Consider the following 19,789-nt stretch of genomic DNA (forward strand, 5'->3'; position numbering starts at 1 on the left):
GCATAAAGATAGATCGTATCGATATAACTGGTTATAAGAAAAATCGCTATGCTGCGGGCCAGATTTTCCCTGCGGTCTATGTGGACGTATCAATGGATTTAGTGAACATCGGGTTGGTTGTAGCCGGACTCGTCGTCGGCTTCATCGTCGGCATGACGGGCGTGGGTGGCGGGTCGTTGATGACTCCGATCCTGCTGTGGTTCGGCATCAACCCGGCGACGGCGGTCGGCACCGATTTGCTGTACGCGGCCATCACCAAATCCAGTGGCGTGCTGGTTCACAGGAAGAACAACAACATCGACTGGAAGATCACCGGTTGGCTGACCCTCGGCAGTGTGCCGGCCGTGATGCTGACACTGTGGTTCCTCAGCACGTTGCATTCCAGCCCCGACGCGATGAACGCGATCATCAAGCAAGCCCTGGGCTTTGTTTTGTTCGCCACGGCGCTGGCAATTCTGTTCAAGAAGCGCCTGCTCGATTTCGCCCACAAACGCGCCGGCGGCAATTACAACCCAAGCGGCCCACGCCTCAATGCCATGACCGTCGTCACCGGTCTGGTCCTGGGCACCATGGTTGCGTTGACTTCCATCGGCGCTGGCGCCCTGGGCACTGTCGCGTTGTTCATCCTTTATCCGCTATTGCCGACCCGCCGCCTGGTCGGCACGGAAATCGCGCACGCCGTCCCGCTGACGCTGGTCGCCGGTCTGGGCCATGCGAGCATGGGCAACATGGACTGGCATGTTCTGGGTTACCTGCTGGTCGGTTCGCTGCCGGGGATTTACCTGGGCAGCCACCTGACCGGACGCATCTCCGATGAAGTGTTGCGTCCTTGCCTGGCGACGATGCTGGTGCTGATTGGTTACAAATTGGCGTTCTGATTCAACCTGGCGCCAGCCTGATTCGCGGGTGAATATTTCCAGCAGATGCCCGTCCGGGTCATCGAAATACACCCGCCGTCTCCCCGCATAATCATTGATTTCCTTTAGCCGCTGTCGCAGTTCGGGTAGCGCTTTGTAATGGTTTCAGTTCCATTCGGCCTGTTGCGCATTGACCGCCCTGACCTAAGCTTGGGGCAAGGCGAACCACATTTGCGAAGCGTCACCGGAACGAACGCCGCAATGCGCAATCATTAGAGCGTGGATATCAAAAGGAGATGCGCATGCTCATCAGGTCACTGACCCTGGCTACCCTGCTGGCTGTCGCCGGCCCCCTGTTCGCCGCCGATGGCGACTCACCGCTGGACATGGACAAGGGCAGGTCCCGGCCACTGATTGTCATCGCTCCAAGCACCGTTGACCCGACGTGGGTCGGCCTGAAAAAGTCGCTGGATGAGCCGGCCAATCGCAAGGGATTCACCGATCGCAACATGGTGCTGTACACCGTGCTCAACCTGATGGGCCAGCGTGAAGGCAAGGACCTGGGGCCGCAGGATACGGCGGCATTGATCCGCTCGCTGAAGCTGGGCGCCGGCGCCAAGACCAAAGTGATTCTGGTCGGCAAGGACGGCGAAAAGAAATTCGAACAATCGGATACCGTCAAGCTGGAAGAGATTTTCGCAGCCGTCGACCAGTTGCCGGCGGCGGAAAAAGAAACCCCGCCGCCAACAGTGGCGACGCCCGCCGCTGAACCTGAACCGGCGGCCAAAGGCGCTAAAAATGGTAAACCGGTGAAGCCGGCCAAACCTACCAAACCGCCTGAAATGCCGGATGACTGATCTTGTAGCAGCTGCCGAGCCTGCGAGGCTGCGTCCGGCTGCTACAGGATTGGGTTACCAGTTGTAGCGACTGCCCTCAATGCTGAAAGTGATTTTAGGGTTGAGCCAGGAAGTGGTGAATGACATTGGCCAGTACCGGGGCAAAAGGCTGAAGGGATTGGCCTGCAACCGGTGCTTTCAGGTCCTCCAGCAACAGGTCCAGAAGCTCTTCGTCTTCAAACTGCAAGTCTTCGGGAGCAGTGTTCAGGCTGTAAATGAGTGCTTCGACCAACTGTTTGCGCGCACCAATCAGGCCTCTATTGCTGTCCTCGGAATGACCCAGGTTCAATGTCTCGATGGAAACCCTGGCCCGCTCGGTTTTCCCCGTTACCAGCCCGGACAAATAAAACCTCAATTCGGTTTCGCATTCGACCATCAACGGCGTAAGTGGCAGGTGTCGTGTATTTCGGCCATGACCGCATTGATGGAGACGCTGGCAACTGGCGACGATGTTGGAAAAGTCCAGGGTTCGATTCGGCGCGAGATCCTGGGCCTCAAGATGTTCGTTATGGGCGCTATCAACCGTGATCGACTGACAGCAATACGCGCATAAGCCGAATTGTTCAGAGATGCACGAAGAGCGAATCGAACTTCTCTCTGCATGAGGCAAATCCCTGTAACGCGACGTCCTGTTTGAGCTTCTGAAACGAGTCAACGAAGTCGGCTCCGTGCCCTTGTCGATTTTACGCACGACGCAACTCCAGTTTACGGATCAACAATGCAGCCTTCGCCAGCTCCAGATGACCTTCGGGAAGCTCATTTGAAAGCGCGGCGAAGAGCCCTTTGGCGTTTTCCAGATCACCATCCTGCAAATGCTTGATCAACTGGTTCAGGCGTTTTTGCACTTCGCTGTTGCGCACATCGGTGTCCATGACTTCAAGCAGGACCTGATTGGCATCCAGTCCATACAAACCATTGTGTTCGCGCAGCTCGCCATCATCGAGCACGTAACACAACACACCTTTTGCGTCGCTGATGACCAGTGGTGAATGGGTGGTCAGGACAAACTGGCAATTGGGGAAAGTCTCACTCAATTGCCGAATCAGACTACGCTGCCATTTTGGGTGCAGGTGCAAATCGACCTCATCGATCAGGACGATGCCGTCTCCTTCCAACGGGTTGTCCAGAGACTGATTCATCATCGCCAACCGGCGCGCGATGTCGCCGACCAGCGCCATCATCGACTTCTCCCCCTGCGAGAGCTGGGAGGCGTTGAGCGTTACGCCATCCTTGTCGATTGCCATGTGCAGGCGGGGTTTGCGTTGTACGCGCAGGTTACTGAAGCCGGGCATGAAAGCGGCGATGGCGGAGCGGACTGCGGTTAACTGACGATCACGGGAAGAGGCCTTCAGTTGGGAAAGGGTTTTCCAGATGTCGCTATCTTTGCCGAACTTTGTGGATATTTCGGTCAGTGCGGTATCGGAAACGCCGGTTTCGTTTTCGCTGTCTTCGCGTTCGCGAAACCATTCGAAGAAGCGGCGGAAATCTACGCCACGGTTTAGCGCGTTGTCGTAGCCGTCGAGTTGATCGAAGGTGTGTTTGGTGCGGATTTTTAGGGGGATTTCCAGGACTGAACGTTCGACTGGGTAGTAGGCGATCAGGGGGAGTGAGGCTTTATCGTCGGCTGTCAGTTGGTTTCTATAGTGATCCGCCAAGCGACTTACATCTATTAATACGCTATGAACATTGGTCTTCCGCCCTTGCCGAGTGCGAGCGATGCCCCATCCGAATAGATCATCTTTAGGGTTGGCATCGGGAAAATGCGAATGGGTCTGTGAGTCGTCTTTTACGCCAACTGTGATTATTGCCGCTGAAGCACCGTTTCGAACATCTTCGTCTGAAAGATGATTGCCGTTGCCTTTTTCGGTACGAATTCTGGCAACCAACCAACTCAACGAGGTGGCAAGAGATTTTAATATTGTGGTTTTTCCAGCACCGTTGTTCCCCACTAAAACTGTCACGTTTGATGGGTTTTTGGGTGTAGGGGCCAGACGAATCGTCAAATCGGCGAACTGACCGACATCTGTGAGGTTGAAACTGAAAATTTCCATTACAACGCCCTTTGGCGGTCAGTCGGCTTGAATATTTGAGCGCGCATTATGTCAACCCCGATCACGGATTGATCCGGGGGCGTCAATAGATACAACGGTTTCCCTCGCATCACAACCGGCATGAGTAAAAAGGTATTTGTAACGAGATACTCATGGAAATGAGTGTAGGCAAGAGCTCTCATCTGCTTCGGAAGTTTCCTGCAAAGCGCGGCGGCGTTGGTGAACTGGTGCTCTGGGGAGTACGCCGATAACCTTTTCCTGCCGCTGCAAAATCAGCGGTCGGATGTGGAAGTCCGAGTTTCAACGAAGAGAACGCAGTGTCCATGAGCCGCATACTGGCATTTTTTATGTAAACATTGTCGGCCTATGGCGGCTGTGCGCGGGGCACTTTCAAGTGCGCCGGGTTTTTCTCTTTACCTGGCCTTCCACACCTGCGTACAGCTGCCACCCTCATGTGGAAGTGAGATGGGTAGCCCCAAAAATCTTAAAGAGAAGATTTACTCATGAAGAAAGTTAGTCCCGATTGTTCCGAAGCTTCATCCGACTCCGCACCTCTTTCCGACATTACCGAACCTGCGGTTAGCGCCCGCCTGCGCAACCCCAGACAATCCGACCCCGTCAGCCACATTTTCACCATCATCCCCGGCGTCGACACTCCAACCCTGCTGTGCCACGCCTGTGAAACCCTCGCCTCCCTCAACGTTCTGATCACCGATCTGGCCTGCGATCTGGAAAGTTCCAAGCGCAATGTGGCGTTGTCGATTCAGCAATTGGCAGTGGTGGGGGAGTTGTTGGTGAACAAGGCGCTGGACAATATCGATCCGCCATAAGTCGCATCGGGTGTTGAACTGATCCGAATGAAAATGGGCGACCTCTAGAGATCGCCCATTTTTGTCGCCGCAAAAAACCTGTAGCAGCCTCCACACCTGCTACAGCGAGGGCAGGGCGGTCAGTATTTGATGCGCAATCCTGACCCGCTCCGCATTCGGATAATTCTTGTTAGCCAGAATCACAATCCCCATGTCCTTCGACGGCACAAACGCAACGTACGCCCCAAACCCACCGGTCGAACCGGTCTTGTTGATCAGCAAGTCTTGCGCTGGCGACTGCGGCGGATTCAGCCACTGAACTTTGTGCGGCTCCATCGCCATCGGCGTCGAGTTGCCCGCCAGCAACCGATCCAGGGAAATCGGGTAGCGATACAACTCCCAACCGAGACCCTGGGTCAAGTCGTCGACCGTGTAGTAACCGGTATGAGTCAGCGCAATTGCCTGCTGCAACGGTTTTTCCAGGCGCGACGGTTTCAGGTTCGCGTCAACAAACGCCAACAGGTCCGCAGCGCTGGTTTTTACGCCATATGCCTCGGAATCCAGCGCCCCCGGCCCGACCCGAACCGGTTTTCCGTCCTTGTTGTAGCCTTGGGCATAAAGCCCCATCTGGTCCTGCGGCACTTTCAGGAAGGTGTGTTTCAGGCCGAGTTGCGGCAGCAGGGTGTTTGCCATCACCTCATCGAACGGCTGACCCAGGCTGTGCGCGGCAAGGTAGCCGAACAAACCGATGCTGGGGTTCGAATACAGTCGCTGGCTACCGGGGGCGTACGCCGGTTTCCACTGTTGGTAGTAGCCGAGCATTTTGTCGGGCGAATCGAATTCAGCCGGGAATTGCAGGGGCAAGCCGCCGGCGCTGTAGGTGCCCAGTTGCAAGGCGCTGATGTTGTCGAAGGCGCTGCCGCTCAGGGCTGGCAGAATGTGACTGGCCTTGTCGTTCAGGGACAGTTTGCCGTTGGCCACGGCATAGGCGGCGAGGGTGGCGGTGTAGGTCTTGCTGACCGAGCCGATCTCGAACAGGGTGTTTTCGGTGACCGGTTTGGCGGGTTCTTTCGATGCCACGCCGTAGTTGAAGAAGTGCTGTTTGCCGTTGACGGTGACGGCCACGGCCATTCCGGCAATGCCTTCTTTCTGCATGACCGGTTTAACAGCGGCATTCACCACCGACTCGATTGGGTCCTGTGCGACGCACTGGCCTGCGGTCAGCAGTCCCAGGCAAGCCGCGAGCGTTTTCAGGCGATCCATGTTGATGTTGTCCGTTGTTGATTCAGATGCGCGTCATTCTAGAGGTTAAAACCTCGATCTTTAAACCCGAGCCGTTGATTGGCGGCTCGGGTTTATGACTTTGGGCGCGCTAACGCTGAATCAACGTACCAGGCACGGCCGCTTGTTATCGAACTTCCATCCCGGAAGCAAAAACTGCATGGCCACGCTGTCATCCCGCGCGCCAAGGCCCATGCCTTTGTACAGTTCGTGGGCCTTGGCCACCTGGTCCATGTCCAGTTCTACGCCCAGTCCAGGTTTCTGCGGTACCTGCACGCAACCGTCAACGATTTGCAGCGGGGCTTTGGTCAGGCGCTGGCCGTCCTGCCAGATCCAGTGGGTGTCGATGGCCGTGATCTCACCTGGCGCAGCCGCCGCGACGTGGGTGAACATTGCCAGGGAAATGTCGAAGTGGTTGTTGGAATGCGAGCCCCAGGTCAGGCCCCATTCGTGGCACATCTGCGCCACGCGAACCGAACCTTGCATGGTCCAGAAGTGCGGGTCGGCGAGCGGAATGTCGACCGATTGCAACTGGATCGCGTGGCCCATTTCCCGCCAGTCGGTGGCGATCATGTTGGTGGCGGTTTTCAGGCCCGTGGCGCGGCGGAACTCGGCCATGACTTCGCGGCCCGAGTAACCGTTCTCCGCGCCGCATGGGTCTTCAGCGTAAGCCAGAACGTTGTGCTGATCGCGGCACAGGCGGATCGCTTCCTTCAGGGACCAGGCGCCATTCGGATCGAGGGTGATGCGTGCATCGGGGAAGCGTTCGGCGAGGGCGGTGACCGCTTCGATTTCGGCATCGCCGCTGAGCACGCCGCCCTTGAGCTTGAAGTCCTTGAAGCCATATTTCGCATGAGCGGCGACCGCCAGTTGCACGACGGCATCGGCAGTCATGGCTTTCTCGTGACGTACGCGGAACCAGTCGTTGTCGGCCTCCGGTTCGCTGCGATAGGCGAGATCGGTTTCGTTGCGGTCACCGACGTAAAACAGGTACCCGAGCATCTTCACTTCGTCGCGTTGCTGGCCTTCACCAAGCAGGGCCGCGACCGGCACGTCCAGATGCTGGCCGAGCAAGTCGAGCAGCGCGGCTTCAAGTCCAGTCACCGCGTGAATGGTGATGCGCAGGTCGAAGGTCTGCAAGCCACGACCGCCGGCATCGCGGTCGGCGAAGGTCTGGCGCACCTGATTAAGGATCTTCTGGTAAGTGCCGATCGGGCTGCCGACCACCAGGCTGCGGGCGTCTTCGAGGGTTTGACGAATGCGCTCGCCACCCGGTACTTCGCCGACGCCGGTGTGGCCGGCGTTGTCCTTGAGGATCACGATGTTGCGGGTGAAAAACGGGCCGTGGGCACCGCTCAGGTTGAGCAGCATGCCGTCATGGCCGGCCACCGGAACCACCTGCATGCTGGTGATGATCGGGGCTTTGGCGGTGTCTTGTGCGATCATTTTTTTATCCTTTCAAGCGTGACGAGGCGCGGATTCAGCCGATGGGATGGCGGGCGCGGATTTGGGTTTGTTGCGTGCGGCGAAGACAATGATCGCGGCGATGATCGAGGTCGCGGCCAAGCCGTACAGCCCGCCCTGAATCGAACCGGTGCGCTCTTCCAGCAAGCCGAAGGTGGTCGGCGCGACGAAGCCACCGAGGTTGCCCACCGAGTTGATCAGCGCGATGACGCCGGCGGCGATCCTTGCATCCAGATAGGCCTGGGGAATCGGCCAGAACAGCGACGACGCCGATTTGAATCCTAGCGCCGCAAAGCAAATCGCAACGAAAGCGAAGATCGGCCCGCCGGTGGTGGACATGAACATCCCGGCAGCAGCAATCAACAATGCGACGGCAACCCAGGCTTGCTGGTGCTTCCACTTGGCCGACAGCGAAGCGAAGGCGTACATGCCGATGATCGACAGCAACCATGGAATCGAGTTGAACATGCCGACCTGGAAGTCGCTGAGGTCACCCATCTTCTTGATGATGCTCGGCAGCCAGAACGTCGCGGCGTAGATGGTCAACTGGATGAAGAAGTAGATCACGCAGAACAGGATGATCTGCCGGTCCTTGAGCAGCTTGCCCAGCGACGGTTTGATCGGCGTCGCGGCTTCGCGGGCCAGTTGTTCGTCGTCGATGGCCTTGACCAGTGCGTCTTGCTCGTCGCGGGTCAGCCATTTGGCGTCGTGAGGTTTGGAGTCCAGCCAGAACCAGACAAAGGCGCACAAGCCCACCGAGAACATGCCCTCGATGAAGTACATCCATTGCCAGCCGTGCATGCCGAATCCGCTGATTTGCAGGAGCAGACCGGACAGCGGGCCGGAGATCAGCGAGGCAATCGCCGAGCCGCTGAGGAAAATCGCGATCGCCTTGCCGCGCTCAACACCGGGCAACCAGCGGGTGAAGTAGTAGATCACCCCTGGAAAGAATCCGGCTTCAGCCACACCCAGCAGGAATCGCAGAATATAGAAGTGGGTTTCGTTCTGGATGAACGCCATGCCCGCCGCGACAAGGCCCCAGGTCAGCATGATGCGGGTCAGCCAGATGCGCGCGCCGACTTTTTGCAGAAGGATGTTGGAGGGCACTTCGAATAGCGCGTAACCAATGAAGAACAGGCCGGCACCGAAGCCGTAGGCGGCCGCGCCGATGCCCAGGTCGTGTTCCATGTGGGCGCGGACGAAGCCGATGTTCACGCGGTCAATGTAGTTGACGATGAACATGATGACGAACAGCGGCAGGACGTGACGTTTGACTTTGGAGATGGCGGACTTCAGCACGGAACCGGCGTCGTCGTTCATCCCGGAGATGGATGTATTCACTGCGTTTTCTCCCACTCGTTATTTTTATGCGGGGTGTAACGGGTGCTGCGTTGTTGATAGACATCATACAACTAGGTTTTTTCGTCCTGCAACAGGCTTCGTCTAACAAAATGGCGATATTTTCCAAAGTATTTGATCATTTTACGATTTGAACAAGCGTCGTTTGTGCGTGAAAAAGCCGTTTTGTTGAGTGTTGTCATACAAGTATGGGTGAGTTTTCTTGAGAATCTGGCCGAGCGCGGTGCTACGATTCCGCTAGCTCTGCTTTTGGATGACCCCCATGCAAGAAGACCTCGATGCACCTGCCCGCAAGCGCAGCCACAATCTGGCCCACGACCTGGTGGCCAAGCTGACCCAGAGCATCCTGCTCGGGCAAATGTCGCCCGGCGACAAGCTGCCGTCGGAGAACTCGATTGTTCAGGAGCATGGGGTCAGTCGCACGGTCGTGCGCGAGGCGATCTCGAAATTGCAGGCGTCGGGGCTGGTGGAAACCCGTCACGGCATCGGCACGTTTGTGCTGGAGCGTGCGCCGGAGCAGGGGTTACGGCTGAATGTCGATACCGCGCTGGGCGTGCGCAGCATTCTGGAGTTGCGCATGGGCCTGGAAACCCAGGCCGCGGCGCTGGCGGCGACCCGCCGAACTGACCAGCAACTGGAGCAGATGCGCGAAGCGCTCGACGATTATCAAAGCTTGCTGGCCAACAATGACAGCTGTGTCGAAGCCGACCGGCGCTTTCACCTGCTGATCGCCGAGGCCACCGGCAACGTGTGCTTCACCGAAATCATGCAACACCTGGGCAGCGCGATGATCCCGCGAACCCGGGTCAACGCGGCCGAACGCGGCGCGGTGGACCTGAGCAAACTCGGGCAACTGGCCAACCTTGAACACGAGGCGATTCTCAACGCCATCAAACGCCAGGACCCGGACGCAGCGCGGGCGGCGATGTGGCTGCATTTGACCAACAGCCGGGACCGGTTTTCGCTGTAGGAGCAAGGCTTGCCCGCGATGACGTCAAACGCCTCAACACAAATCGTCGATCAAGCCTGCGCCACCTGAACCACCGGTCTACGCTCCAGATTCAACGCCAACACACTGATCAACACCACCACCGCACCCACCCCAACCATCAGCGTCGGTCTCTCGCCCAGCGCAAAAGAAGCAATAAGCATCGCCATCGGCGGCACCAGATACAAGGTCATCGTCGCCCGACTCAAATCCACATGCGCCAACACATAAGCCCACGTCAGATACGCCAGCGCGCTCGGGAAAATCCCCAAGGCAAACACCGCCAGCTGCACACGTTGCGGCGCATTCACCACCTGATCCACCAGCCCCGGCAGGAAAACCAACAACAGCGCGGTCCCGGACCAGACCGTGTAGCACACCAGCGTCAACCCGTCGTAACGCCCGGTGTGATGTTTTTGCAGACCGAAGTAGAGACTCCACGACAGCGCCGCCAGCAGGATCAGCAAGCCATGGGCATCGATGCTGCCGAAGCCATGATCCCCGGCCACCACAATCACCACGCCGACCAACCCCAGTATCACGCAGCCCCAACGCCAGAGGCTCACCCGATCCTTGAATACGAAACGCGCCAGCAACGTGCTGAACAGCGGCGTCGTCTGCGCCAGCACACTCGACGCGCCGGCGCTGACGCCTTGTTGGCCGAAATTGATTGCCACGTGATGCAGGCTCACCGCGAAGAACCCCAACCCGAACAGCAGCGGCAGATCCCGAAGTTTCGGCAGGTGAATACCCCGCCATACCGCGACCACGGCCATGAACACTGAAGCGATCAGAAAGCGCAGCAACGCCAGGTGCACAGGATCGTAGGCTAGCAATCCGATGTGGATGCCGGTCGGGGAGTAACCCCAGCAGGCCACGACAAACGCCATGGCCAGGATGATTTTCAAGGGGGAGGGCGTGAGTGGATTCATGGTCGTGCACCGGTGGGATATGTACCGAGTATCGGAATCCTGATCGTTCGCCACAACTGACTTATAATGCGCTAACCGTTCACTTTGGGTGATGTATGGAGCTGGCGCAGATTCGCATGTTCAAGACCGTGGCCGAGGTGGGCAGCATTGCCCGTGCCGCCGAGTTGCTGCATTGCGTGCCGTCGAATATCACGGCGCGTATCAAGTCGCTGGAAGCTGAGTTGGGTGTCGCGCTGTTTCTGCGTGAGGGGCGCGGGTTGCGCATCAGCCCGTCGGGCCTGACCTTTCTGGCCTATTCATCGAAAATCCTGGCCCTCACCGCCGAGGCCAAACGTGCGCTGGACCCTTCGGCCGATCCGTCCGGGCCACTGCGCATTGGTGCCATCGAGTCTTCAGCCACCGGGCGCTTGCCGCGTTTGCTGGCGAAATTCCACAAGCGTTTCCCGCAGGTGGCGCTGGAGCTGACCACCGGCACTTGGGCCCAGTTGCTCGACGACACCTTCAATCACAAACTCGACGGTGCAATCGTCGCGGTCGACGTCGAGCGCTCGCAGCTCAAGCGCACGCCGATGTACCGCGAAGAGTTGCTGGTTATCGCCTCAACCTCTCTCGGACCGCTGCACGATGTGGCGGACCTGCACGACAAGACCATGTTCCTTTGGCCCCAGGGCTGTCCCTACCGGGCGGCGATGGAGCATTGGTTATTGCGCAACGGGTTGTCGCTGCCGATTGTCAGCCTGGCCAGCTATGGCGCGATTGTCGGTTGCGTCAGCGCCGGGGCCGGCGTGGCGCTGGTGACCAAAGGTGTTTTCGATCAATACGCCAAGGGTGCCGGGTGCGTGGCGTTCGAGTTTCCCGAACTGACGGCAATCGAGAGTCTGTTTTACTGGCATGAAAACGCCGGGGTGCACCCGGCGCGGGAAGCGTTTGTGGCGATGTTGCGCGAGGAATTCGCTTAGGCGTTCCACCTGTGCAGGAGCTGCCGAAGGCTGCGATCTCTTGATTTTGCTTCTTAAGATCAAAAGATCGCAGCCTTCGGCAGCTCCTACAGGGAGCTTACGTTGTGCTGATATCGCGCATCAGCAAACCGAAACTCAAATCCACCGCATCCGGAATCGGCAAATACACCGTGTGCCCATCCCCCGGTGCAACTTCAATCGCTTCGCTTTTGACGTTCTGCAACTGATGCAAATCAAAGTGAAAGTTGCCCTTGGGCGTCATCAGTTCCATGTGATCGCCCAGACCGAATCGATTCTTTACCCTGACTTCCGCCAGTCGATCCCGCCGCTCACCGGTCAGTTCGCCGACAAACTGTTGACGTTCCGACACCGAGCTGCCGTTCTGGTAGTTCTGGTATTCGTCATGCACATGCCGACGCAGGAAACCCTCGGTGTAGCCGCGTTGGGCGAGGGATTCCAGGTCCGTCATCAGGTCGCGGTCGAATACCCGGCCTGCTACCGCGTCATCGATCGCCCGACGGTAGACCTGGGTAGTGCGCGCGCAATAGAAGTGCGATTTGGTCCGCCCTTCGATCTTCAGTGAATGCACGCCCATCTGCGTCAGGCGCTCGACGTGCTGCACGGCGCGAAGGTCCTTGGCGTTCATGATGTAGGTGCCGTGTTCGTCTTCGAAGGCCGGCATCAGCTCGTCCGGGCGATTGGCTTCCTGCAACAGGAACACCTGCCCGGTTGGCGCGCCGAGGCCCAGGGTCGGTTCCGGCTGATGGTGCTGGACGATTTCGCCGAGTTGGTTTTCGGTGGCCGGTTGCGCCGAGTATTTCCAGCGGCAGGCGTTGGTGCAACTGCCCTGATTCGCGTCGCGCTTGTTCATGTAGCCCGACAGCAGGCAGCGACCGGAATAGGCCATGCACAGCGCGCCATGGACGAACACCTCCAGCTCCATGGCCGGCACGTGTTGGCGGATTTCGCCGATTTCGTCCAGCGACAGTTCCCGCGACAGGATGATCCGGCTCAAGCCTTGTTGCTGCCAGAACTCCACGCTCGCCCAGTTCACCGTGTTGGCCTGCACCGAGAGGTGGATTGGCATCTGCGGATAGTGTCGGCGCACCAGCATGATCAGGCCGGGGTCGGACATGATCAGCGCGTCGGGCGCCATGGCGATGACGGGCGCCAGGTCCTTGAGGAAGGTCTTGAGCTTGGCATTGTGCGGCGCGATGTTGATTACCACATAGAAACGCTTGCCCTGAGTCTGTGCCTCGCGAATGCCGAGGGCCAGGTTGGCATGATCGAATTCGTTGTTGCGCACCCGCAGGCTGTAGCGCGGCTGGCCGGCGTACACCGCATCGGCGCCATAGGCGAAGGCGTAACGCATGTTTTTCAGGGTGCCGGCGGGGGCGAGCAGTTCGGGAGCAATGAGGTTCATGGCGGGTCGATCGCAAAAGCCGCAGAGGGTAAACGCTTGGCTCCGAGGCTTTATTGATCTGGATCTATGCTTGATGAACAAACCGATGGCACTCGCGCGGGCCGTCGTGGCCTAAGCATCAGGGCGTACTTCTGCGACCCGGTGGATTGGCATGGATCGGACATGAACGAAGAGACGCTCAAAGACAAATCGCTGGCCGTTTTGCTGTTGCTGGTGAGCATCGCTTTCGTCTGGATTCTGCTGCCGTTTTACGGCGCGGTATTCTGGGCGGTGATCCTCGGAATCCTGTTTGCCCCTCTGCAACGTCGACTGCAATTGAGGTTAGGCTGGCAACGCAACCTTACGTCGCTGCTCACACTGGGCATCTGCCTGTTGATCGCGATCCTGCCAGTGATTGTCCTGAGTATCTTTCTGGTTCAGGAAGGGACGGCTCTCTACAAGAACATCGAAAGCGGGGAGCTGGACATCGCCGGTTATGTGGCGCAGTTCAAGCACAGCCTGCCGCCGTACATCCAGCATTTGCTCGATCGCTTCGGCATGGGGGAATTGAACGGCTTGCGCGAGAAAATCATCAAGAGCGCGATGACCGGCAACCAGTTCGTCGCCACCCAGGCCTTCAGTTTTGGTCAGGGCACGTTCGAATTCATCGTCAGTTTTTTCATCATGCTGTACCTGCTTTTTTTCTTCTTGCGCGACGGTGCGGAGCTTGCGCGCAAGGTGCGCATGGCCGTGCCTCTGGAGGAAAACCAGAAGCGTCGTTTGCAGCTCAAGTTCAACCGGGTGGTGCGGGCCACCGTGAAGGGCAATCTGGTGGTGGCGATCACGCAGGGTGCGTTGGGCGGTTTGATTTTCTGGTTTCTGGACATTCCCAGCGCGTTGATCTGGGCGGTGTTGATGGCATTTCTGTCGCTGTTGCCAGCGGTGGGGGCGGGGATTATCTGGGCACCGGTGGCGGCGTTTTTCCTGTTTACCGGTGCGATCTGGCAAGGGGTGACACTGGTGTTGTTCGGTGTGTTCGTAATCGGCCTGGTGGATAACGTGCTGCGCCCGATCCTTGTGGGCAAGGATACGAAGATGCCCGACTACATGATTCTGATCTCGACCCTCGGCGGCTTGGCGATTTTCGGCCTCAACGGCTTTGTCATCGGCCCGTTGATTGCAGCGCTGTTCATGTCGAGCTGGGCCATTTTCATCGAAACCAAACCGCGAGTTCAGCTGCCTTAGGCGCTGAGTTTGCCTTGCTGACCGGCGCTGATTTGCTGCGACAACGCTTGGGCGTCGGGTAGCGAGGTGAGCGGGCCGCTGATTTGCTCGCCGTCCTGGACCAGATACCAGCAGGCCAGCAAGCCAAGCGCTCTGAGCGGTGCGGGAACGGCGCTACCGATAACGGACATGATCTGAACCTGAGACATCATAAGTACCTCCATCAATCTATGGAGCTACCTTACGGGGCGGGCGAAATTTCCGACAATCACCGTTTTCGATAGTGGTCATTGACGCAGTTGTGGCTAACCGACCGCCTGTCGGTCAGTCGACCACCTGATCGAGCATATGGACCACTTCCTGCTCGTTGAGCAGGCCTTTGCGCACCAGGTTTTGCGTCAGCAGCGAGAGGAACTTGGCGCTGCGGTGGCCTTCCAGGTGCTTGAGTTCGGTCAGCGTGTTGTACACCTTGCTGGAAGTGCACAGACCGACAATGCGGTGCGGGTTCTGCGTTGGCATGAGGGCGTCCTTGTTGTTATCAACCTGTTGTTGGCGGACAGGTTCAAGCTTGCGGATCTGACATGACATATATATGACGGTTTCCCCAAAAGAAGGGGCGAGTCAATCTTGCCTGCTTGAGCAATCGATACTGTCTCGATAACGACACTGACGCGATTTATCCAGACCATTGCCGACGAACGGCCACAAAAAAGCCCCGCGCTTTCGGGCGGGGCCTTGAGTCTGTCACCAGCGGCCATAACCGTGGGGAGGGCCGTAGTAACCGCGTGGCGGGCCGTAATAGCCACGAGGTGGTCCGTAGTAGACCGGCGCCGGACGGTAGTAGATCGGTTGTTGCACGTAGACCGGCGCCGGCTGGTAGTAAACCGGTGGCGGTGGTGGCGCGTAATAAACCGGTGACGGCTGCGCGTAGACCGGTTGCGGCGCGACATAGACTGGCCGGTTGGCGTTGATCAGAGCCGAGCCAACGATGGCAGTACCGACGATCGCTCCAAATACCGCCGCGTCATTACCACCACCATGGGCTTGCGCCTGTCCTGCGATAGCGAGCGCGCCGATCAGCAAGGCAACTGTGGGGATTTTACGGATCATGATAATTCCTCGGTTCTTCAACCCGGCGCTTGCGTCTGCAATAGACCCAAGGATTGTCGCGGGGATACTTCTAAGACAGCGTTTTTTTTAAATTCAGCACAGCCGTTTGGTAAATTTTGTGTAAGGTCTGTACCGGTTTGCTTACGGACGTTTTAGTGCTGTGGGCAGGTACGCGAATATCATCGATCAGAACCTGTGGGCTGGCTAATCCCGTCCATCTGAAAGTGCGTTAGAAGGAGATTCACATGCAGATGAACCCCAATCGAGACACCCAACTGTGCATGTCGCTCTCCGGGCGTCCGGGGAACTTTGGGCTGCGATTTCACAATCATCTGTATGAACAACTGGGGCTGAATTTCTACTACAAGGCATTCAGCAGCCAGGATTTGCCCGGTGCAGTGGGCGGCATTCGCGCCTTGGGCATTCGCGGCTGCGGCGTGTCGATGCCGTTCAAAGAGGCCTGCATTGCCTTGGTCGACGAGCTGGATGCATCGGCCGCCGCCATCCAGTCGATCAATACCATCGTCAACACCGACGGCCACCTCAAGGCCTACAACACCGATTACATTGCCATCGCCCAACTGCTGGAAACCCACGCCGTGCCCAAGGACACCTCTCTTGCCCTGCGCGGCAGCGGCGGCATGGCCAAGGCTGTGGCCAGCGCCTTGCGTGACGGCGGGTACAAAAATGGCCTGATCGTGGCCCGTAACGAGCGCGCCGGGCGGGCACTGGCCGAATCCCTGGGTTATGAATGGCAAGCGGAACTGGGGGCTCGTCGCCCGCAGATGCTGGTCAACGTGACACCCGTGGGTATGGATGGTGGCGCCGAGGCCGGTCAACTGGCGTTCGAGATTGATGTCATCGAAGCGGCGGATATCGTCTTCGATGTAGTGGCGATTCCTTCAGAAACCCCGCTGATCGTGCGTGGTCGTGCCGAGGGCAAGAAAGTGATCACCGGGCTGGAAGTGATTGCGATCCAGGCGCTGGAGCAGTTTGTGTTGTACACCGGCGTGCGGCCGACCGAGGAGCAGTTTCATAAAGCGGTGGCATTTGCCCGCAGCTAGGAGGATTCCATGCATCCACCCATTCTCAATTTGAATCAGGTCGAACTCGAACCGCTGCCCGAAGCGTTGGCGCCAACTGGCGAAACTGCCGGGCGCTACCAGCAGCGTCTGGCCCGTGTCGGTCAGCTATTGGGGGCGCAGAAGCTGGGTTATCGCTTGTATGTGCTGGAACCGGGCATGCGTGGCAGTCCGTTTCACAGTCATCGGGTCAATGAAGAGATGTTCTATGTGGTGGCCGGGGAAGGCGAGGTGCGACTCGGCGCAGAGCGTTTTCCAATCCGTACCGGGGACGTGATTGCCTGCCCGCCGGGCGGCCCTGAAAAAGCCCATCAGATCATGAATACCAGCAACGCCGAGCTGCGTTACCTCGCGGTCAGTACCCAGCAGTCACCGGAAATCTGCGAATACCCGGATTCCGGCAAATATGCGGTGATGGATGATTTCAAGGTGGATGCCGATGGCAATGCCTCGGGGTTTGTTGCGGTGGCGCGGCAGGAGGATGGCATCGATTATTGGGACGGTGAATAACGCCAGCTTTTAAGGTGACCTCGAGGCCGCCATCACGAGCAAGCTCGCTCACAGTGGATCGTGTAAGTTCATGGCATTTGTGAACAACACAAGACCCTGTGGGAGCGGGCTTGCCCGCGAAGGCGGCGGTACATCCAACATAAAAGTGACAGTCAGACCACTTTATTCGAGCCGCGCCAACCGCTCTTCCAACGCCGCAATCCGCGCTTCCAGCTCTTCAATCCGCTCAACCGAAACACCGCTGCCGGCACCGCGCTCGCTCGGATTCTGTCGCGCCGCAAGGATCGCCTCGATATCCGCCGGATCACCCATCGCATGGGAATAGCGGTCCTCACGCTGCCCGGCCTGACGCGGAATCAATACCGCCAGACCTCGCGCAATCAACCGCTCCAGCTGATGCACCACCTGTTCGGTATCTTCAAACTCATGCATGCGGCCACTGCGGGTCAGCAGTTCATTCACCGTCTGCGGGCCACGCAAAAACATCAGCCCGGTCAGAATCACCTGCGCCGGCACCAATTCCAGCGCCTTGTCGACCTTGTGCTCCCAGCGATCGGCACGACTGCCCATCACCAGTTTGGTGAAACCACGTCCTTCAAGTGCGCGCAGGCTCTGGCCGACCTGACCGGGCGTGAGGTTCATCACTGGCTCGCGGCTGGTTTTCTGATTGCAGGCAATCACCAGGGCATTGAGGGTCAGCGGATAGGTTTCCGGGCTGGTGGCCTGTTTCTCGATCAACGAACCCAGAATGCGGATTTCCGTGCTGTTGAGCCGTGGTTCGTCGAACGTCGTTTCTTGCTCAGTACTCACAGTGGCTGGAACCTCGCTAACGGTTGATCTGGAAAATATCGGCTAATAAAACCTCGTTCAGGGAGGTTAGTCGAGCATTGCCGTCTTGCCGCGCTTCATTGTTGGCGACATCGCCTGACGCGCAGCAAGTGCTCGATCTGAGCGTTGCCTACATGGAGGAGCTCGCCAGCAGTTCGGTCGATGTCATGGTCCATTACCTGGTGGATCTTCTGGAAGGCGGGTCCCGCAATGTTTTGCCGGGTATTTCCAATAGCGTCACGCTTGCCAAGATCACCACGAATCGAGTGCTCGATCAAATCGAACCACCTGCATAACGCAACCCCAGGCGCTGTTGAAGGTTGCGATCTTTTGATCTTGATTTTCCATTGATTGCGAGAAGAACAAGATCTGAAAGTCGCAGCCAGCGATAATTCCTACAGAGATTTCCGTGTCTTGACGAAGATGTCCGTACATCCATTATTCTATCGGCCGTTATTGGAATTAATGACTGCCGCAATTGTTGCAAATATATACCAGGTATTGTGAGTGGTTGATATCGGTCCTATATTCTATCCGCTGATCGCAGTGATCGTTTTCCACGAGAAAAAATAAGCGCCACCACTAAATCATTGAGGATCGGTGATAAAACAAAGCATATCCTGGTGCCTGATAAAGGAACGGTCAGAACTGTAGTCAGAAGACTGGAAAGATTGAATGACGAAGAGTTCACCTATTCACGAGAAGTGCCTCGCGACATGGTAGATGCCAATTCGCCGGTCCGGATTTATGTGGTCCATGCACCCTAGAAAGGCTCTATAAAAACCTCGATGTCGCACTAAATACATCCTGCAATATTTTATCAGTCCATTGTTTTAATGTTTCCAAGCGTTCGCGTTATTGACGCTGCTCTGTAATAACGTCCATAAAACCCCAAAAATAAAAGGCAAAACATGATGATCAAGTTCAGACCGCTATTAATGTCTGTGTTACTGCTGGCTGGAATATGCTCGGCTGGCGCAAATGCACAGTCGACAACGCCTTCGGTCTCCAAAGAGGCTGTCGTCACGCCAGATAATGCAGTCATGCTGACTGTTTTCCTGAAACATGATCAGTCACGGCCATTGGGCGAGCTGAAAGCGCAACTCGCAAAACAGGAGTTTTACAAGGTGTTCCCTCCTGCCGGGGTGGAGATTGTCAGCTGGAATATAACGATGGGTATAGGACAAGTCATCGTTCTCCGTTTGCCTGCCTCGCGACTCTCAGCGGTAAATCTCGCACTAGAAAACACCGCGTGGGGAAGTTACCGGACAGAATTCTTTCCTACCTATGATTTCAAAGAAATAGCACTGGCAGAGCAAAGAAAAGTACGAGAAGCCACATCTGCGGCGGCGAAGGTTTACGGCGGCTGAAAAAGAACGGTCTCGGGAGGGCGCGGATGGATATAATCGGCCAACGTTTCCCTCCTGTCATCACATGAGACTGCCATGACCATTTCCCTGTACGACGCTTCCATCCCTGTTCTCCAGCAAATGCTCAGCGCCCTCAGCGGCGTGCTGAAAAAGGCCGAAGCCCACGCCACTGAAAAGAACATCGACCCGAATGCGTTCCTGCAAGCGCGCCTGTTCCCGGACATGTTCCCGCTGGTGCGTCAGGTGCAGATCGCCGTTGATTTCGCCAAAGGCATTTCTTCGCGCCTGGCCGAAGTCGAACTGCCCAAGTACGACGACACCGAAACCACCTTCGCCGAGCTGCAAGCACTGATCACCAAGGTTCTGGCCTACATCGGCGAGTTCACGCCAGAGCAGATCAACGGCAAGGAAAACATCGAAATCGTGACCCGTCCGGGCACGCCTAAAGAGAAGCGCTTTAGCGGCCAGTCCTACCTGCTGACCTACGGCCTGCCGCAGTTCTTCTTCCACGTCACCACCACTTACGCACTGCTGCGCCACAACGGCGTGGAAGTGGGCAAGCGCGACTACATGGGCGCGTTCTAAACCGTCCAGGTACAAAAAAGCCCGCCAAGGTTTGCGCCTTGGCGGGCTTTGCATTGGTGAATCAAAAGATCGCAGCCTGCGG

Annotated in this window: 22 protein-coding genes and 2 pseudogenes; 12 read left to right on the forward strand and 12 right to left on the reverse strand. The window is 57.5% G+C overall.

The window, feature by feature from the left end; all coding sequences use genetic code 11:
* Positions 1-92: 92 nt before the first annotated feature.
* Positions 93-878 (forward strand): sulfite exporter TauE/SafE family protein, encoded by a 786-nt coding sequence (locus ACW9JC_RS12520; RefSeq protein ID WP_457455192.1) that lies wholly within the window; start codon positions 93-95, stop codon positions 876-878.
* A gap of 21 nt (positions 879-899) precedes the next feature.
* Here the strand turns inward: ACW9JC_RS12520 and ACW9JC_RS12525 are convergent.
* Positions 900-995: pseudogene (locus ACW9JC_RS12525) on the reverse strand (VOC family protein); the annotation flags it as partial.
* 164 nt (positions 996-1,159) lie between these two features.
* Here ACW9JC_RS12525 and ACW9JC_RS12530 point away from each other — a divergent pair.
* Positions 1,160-1,714 carry a DUF4174 domain-containing protein gene (locus ACW9JC_RS12530; protein WP_457455193.1) on the forward strand — a complete coding sequence of 185 codons (555 nt, stop codon included), beginning with the start codon at positions 1,160-1,162 and terminating at the stop codon, positions 1,712-1,714.
* A 94-nt stretch (positions 1,715-1,808) separates the two neighbouring features.
* On the opposite strand, the gene ACW9JC_RS12535 is transcribed toward ACW9JC_RS12530, so the two are convergent.
* Together ACW9JC_RS12535 and ACW9JC_RS12540 are read right to left on the reverse strand one after the other, a co-directional pair.
* Complete coding sequence (locus tag ACW9JC_RS12535) at positions 1,809-2,444, reverse strand: TIGR02646 family protein (RefSeq protein ID WP_457455194.1); 636 nt, start codon at positions 2,442-2,444, stop codon at positions 1,809-1,811.
* Positions 2,437-3,804, reverse strand: coding sequence for an AAA family ATPase (locus tag ACW9JC_RS12540; protein WP_457455195.1), 1,368 nt, complete (start codon positions 3,802-3,804; stop codon positions 2,437-2,439). Before ACW9JC_RS12540 ends, ACW9JC_RS12535 begins: the two co-directional genes overlap by 8 nt.
* A 503-nt stretch (positions 3,805-4,307) precedes the next feature.
* Here ACW9JC_RS12540 and ACW9JC_RS12545 point away from each other — a divergent pair.
* Positions 4,308-4,634, forward strand: coding sequence for a DUF6124 family protein (locus ACW9JC_RS12545; protein ID WP_457455196.1), 327 nt, complete (start codon positions 4,308-4,310; stop codon positions 4,632-4,634).
* A gap of 99 nt (positions 4,635-4,733) precedes the next feature.
* Here ACW9JC_RS12545 and ampC read toward each other — a convergent pair whose 3' ends face one another.
* The 3 genes from ampC to ACW9JC_RS12560 all read right to left on the reverse strand — a co-directional run bounded on the left by ampC (position 4,734) and on the right by ACW9JC_RS12560 (position 8,699).
* Entirely contained in the window at positions 4,734-5,876 is a 1,143-nt protein-coding gene (ampC, locus tag ACW9JC_RS12550; protein WP_457455197.1) for a class C beta-lactamase, read from the reverse strand.
* A 120-nt stretch (positions 5,877-5,996) separates the two neighbouring features.
* Positions 5,997-7,340 carry a glucarate dehydratase gene (gene gudD / locus ACW9JC_RS12555; RefSeq protein ID WP_457455198.1) on the reverse strand — a complete coding sequence of 448 codons (1,344 nt, stop codon included), beginning with the start codon at positions 7,338-7,340 and terminating at the stop codon, positions 5,997-5,999.
* A 12-nt stretch (positions 7,341-7,352) separates the two neighbouring features.
* Entirely contained in the window at positions 7,353-8,699 is a 1,347-nt protein-coding gene (locus tag ACW9JC_RS12560) for an MFS transporter (RefSeq protein WP_457455199.1), read from the reverse strand.
* A gap of 280 nt (positions 8,700-8,979) precedes the next feature.
* Here ACW9JC_RS12560 and ACW9JC_RS12565 point away from each other — a divergent pair, with 280 nt between their 5' ends.
* Complete coding sequence (locus tag ACW9JC_RS12565) at positions 8,980-9,687, forward strand: FadR/GntR family transcriptional regulator (protein ID WP_338581988.1); 708 nt, start codon at positions 8,980-8,982, stop codon at positions 9,685-9,687.
* 50 nt (positions 9,688-9,737) lie between these two features.
* On the opposite strand, the gene ACW9JC_RS12570 is transcribed toward ACW9JC_RS12565, so the two are convergent.
* On the reverse strand, positions 9,738-10,637 hold the full coding sequence (locus ACW9JC_RS12570; protein WP_457455200.1) for a DMT family transporter: 900 nt from the start codon (positions 10,635-10,637) through the stop codon (positions 9,738-9,740).
* Positions 10,638-10,732: 95 nt separating this feature from the next.
* Here ACW9JC_RS12570 and ACW9JC_RS12575 point away from each other — a divergent pair, with 95 nt between their 5' ends.
* Positions 10,733-11,596 carry a LysR family transcriptional regulator gene (locus ACW9JC_RS12575; protein ID WP_457455201.1) on the forward strand — a complete coding sequence of 288 codons (864 nt, stop codon included), beginning with the start codon at positions 10,733-10,735 and terminating at the stop codon, positions 11,594-11,596.
* 97 nt (positions 11,597-11,693) lie between these two features.
* Here the strand turns inward: ACW9JC_RS12575 and trhP are convergent, their stop codons facing one another.
* Entirely contained in the window at positions 11,694-13,019 is a 1,326-nt protein-coding gene (gene trhP / locus ACW9JC_RS12580) for a prephenate-dependent tRNA uridine(34) hydroxylase TrhP (protein WP_457455202.1), read from the reverse strand.
* 162 nt (positions 13,020-13,181) lie between these two features.
* Here trhP and ACW9JC_RS12585 point away from each other — a divergent pair, with 162 nt between their 5' ends.
* Positions 13,182-14,243 (forward strand): AI-2E family transporter, encoded by a 1,062-nt coding sequence (locus ACW9JC_RS12585; RefSeq protein WP_457455209.1) that lies wholly within the window; start codon positions 13,182-13,184, stop codon positions 14,241-14,243.
* On the opposite strand, the gene ACW9JC_RS12590 is transcribed toward ACW9JC_RS12585, so the two are convergent.
* From ACW9JC_RS12590 to ACW9JC_RS12600, 3 genes are all read right to left on the reverse strand, one after another.
* Positions 14,240-14,431, reverse strand: coding sequence for a hypothetical protein (locus ACW9JC_RS12590; protein WP_457455210.1), 192 nt, complete (start codon positions 14,429-14,431; stop codon positions 14,240-14,242). The two genes, ACW9JC_RS12585 and ACW9JC_RS12590, sit on opposite strands and share 4 nt — an antisense overlap.
* A 115-nt stretch (positions 14,432-14,546) precedes the next feature.
* Positions 14,547-14,741: a hypothetical protein gene (locus ACW9JC_RS12595; protein ID WP_150768365.1), complete on the reverse strand. Its 195-nt coding sequence runs from the start codon at positions 14,739-14,741 to the stop codon at positions 14,547-14,549.
* Between the two features lie 225 nt (positions 14,742-14,966).
* The gene (locus tag ACW9JC_RS12600) at positions 14,967-15,332 is read right to left on the reverse strand and encodes a hypothetical protein (RefSeq protein ID WP_457455203.1); all 366 of its coding nucleotides are present in this window, start codon (positions 15,330-15,332) and stop codon (positions 14,967-14,969) included.
* Between the two features lie 245 nt (positions 15,333-15,577).
* Between ACW9JC_RS12600 and ACW9JC_RS12605 the strand changes: the two genes are divergently transcribed.
* Together ACW9JC_RS12605 and ACW9JC_RS12610 are read left to right on the forward strand one after the other, a co-directional pair.
* Positions 15,578-16,396 (forward strand): shikimate 5-dehydrogenase, encoded by an 819-nt coding sequence (locus tag ACW9JC_RS12605; protein WP_457455204.1) that lies wholly within the window; start codon positions 15,578-15,580, stop codon positions 16,394-16,396.
* A 9-nt stretch (positions 16,397-16,405) separates the two neighbouring features.
* Positions 16,406-16,924 carry a cupin domain-containing protein gene (locus ACW9JC_RS12610; protein ID WP_457455205.1) on the forward strand — a complete coding sequence of 173 codons (519 nt, stop codon included), beginning with the start codon at positions 16,406-16,408 and terminating at the stop codon, positions 16,922-16,924.
* 162 nt (positions 16,925-17,086) lie between these two features.
* Here the strand turns inward: ACW9JC_RS12610 and ACW9JC_RS12615 are convergent, their stop codons facing one another.
* Positions 17,087-17,734, reverse strand: coding sequence for a YceH family protein (locus tag ACW9JC_RS12615; RefSeq protein ID WP_338581981.1), 648 nt, complete (start codon positions 17,732-17,734; stop codon positions 17,087-17,089).
* Between the two features lie 128 nt (positions 17,735-17,862).
* Here ACW9JC_RS12615 and ACW9JC_RS12620 point away from each other — a divergent pair, with 128 nt between their 5' ends.
* The 4 genes and pseudogenes from ACW9JC_RS12620 (at position 17,863) to ACW9JC_RS12635 (ending at position 19,707) form a co-directional block, all read left to right on the forward strand.
* A complete protein-coding gene (locus ACW9JC_RS12620) occupies positions 17,863-18,048 on the forward strand; it encodes a DUF6124 family protein (RefSeq protein WP_457455206.1) in 186 nt (61 codons plus the stop codon).
* A 303-nt stretch (positions 18,049-18,351) separates the two neighbouring features.
* Positions 18,352-18,519: pseudogene (locus tag ACW9JC_RS12625) on the forward strand (DUF4822 domain-containing protein); the annotation flags it as partial.
* A gap of 144 nt (positions 18,520-18,663) precedes the next feature.
* On the forward strand, positions 18,664-19,122 hold the full coding sequence (locus ACW9JC_RS12630; RefSeq protein ID WP_457455207.1) for a hypothetical protein: 459 nt from the start codon (positions 18,664-18,666) through the stop codon (positions 19,120-19,122).
* Between the two features lie 75 nt (positions 19,123-19,197).
* Positions 19,198-19,707: a DUF1993 domain-containing protein gene (locus tag ACW9JC_RS12635; RefSeq protein ID WP_457455208.1), complete on the forward strand. Its 510-nt coding sequence runs from the start codon at positions 19,198-19,200 to the stop codon at positions 19,705-19,707.
* Positions 19,708-19,789: the final 82 nt, after the last annotated feature.

The organism is Pseudomonas sp. SDO5591_S426, assembly GCF_054070755.1.